General features: G+C 58.5%; 1 protein-coding gene. It reads left to right on the forward strand.

Features of this window, described 5'->3' with window-relative positions:
* Positions 1-1,160: serine hydroxymethyltransferase (gene glyA, locus AB4Y71_RS17980; protein ID WP_441722760.1), on the forward strand; the 1,160-nt coding region annotated here is incomplete at both ends.

Below are 1,160 nucleotides of genomic sequence, written 5' to 3' on the forward strand. Positions count from 1 at the left end.
GACCCGGAGGTGGCGCAGCGTATCGACGCTGAGCTGGCTCGCCAGCAGCGCGGTCTGGAAATGATCGCGTCGGAGAACCACACCGCGCAGGCAGTGATGCAGGCGCAGGGTTCGGTACTGACCAACAAGTACGCCGAAGGCTACCCGGGCCGCCGTTACTACGGCGGGTGCGAAGAGGTTGACGTGATTGAGACGTTGGCTATCGAGCGCATCAAGGAATTGTTCGGTGCGAAGTTCGCTAATGTGCAGCCTCACTCCGGTGCTCAGGCTAATGCGTCGGTGTACCACGCGTTGGTCCGCCCGGGCGATACCGTGCTGGGTTTGAACCTGGCTCATGGTGGTCACTTGACCCATGGCATGAAGCTGAACTTCTCGGGCCGCTTGTTCAACATCGTTCCTTACGGTGTGGACGAGGMMACTTATGAAGTGGACATGGACGAGGTGGAGCGCCTTGCTGTGGAGAACCAGCCGAAGATGATTGTTGCTGGCTGGTCGGCGTACCCACGCCAGTTGGACTTCAAGCGTTTCCGCGAGATYGCTGACAAGGTCGGCGCGTACTTGTTCGTGGAYATGGCTCACTTCGCTGGCCTGGTGGCTGCGGGGTTGCATCCGTCGCCGGTGCCTCATGCGCATGTGGTGACGTCGACTACGCATAAGACTCTTGCTGGTCCTCGTGGCGGCATTATCCTCTCGAATGATGCTGAGATTGCGAAGAAGCTGAATTCTGCGGTGTTCCCTGGTCAGCAGGGTGGTCCGTTGGAGCATGTGATTGCTGGCAAGGCTGTGGCTTTCAAGATCGCTGCATCCCAGGAGTTCAAGGAGCGCCAGGCGCGTACTTTGGCTGGGGCGAAGATTCTTGCTGAGCGTTTGACCCGGGCTGATGTGTCGGCTCAGGGCATTAGCGTTCTGACTGGTGGCACTGATGTGCATTTGGTGTTGGTTGATCTGCGTGAGTCGGAGCTTGATGGGCAGCAGGCTGAGGATTTGTTGGCTCAGGTGGAGATTACGGTGAACCGTAATTCGGTGCCGTTTGATCCTCGTCCGCCGATGGTGACTTCGGGTTTGCGTATTGGTACTCCTGCGTTGGCTACTCGTGGTTTCTCTGAGGCTGCGTTTGCTGAGGTTGCGGAGATCATTGCGCAGACGTTGATCGCCGGCGC

It is taken from the genome of Glutamicibacter sp. MCAF14, from assembly GCF_052114325.1.
Classification (GTDB): Bacteria; Actinomycetota; Actinomycetes; order Actinomycetales; family Micrococcaceae; genus Glutamicibacter; species Glutamicibacter arilaitensis.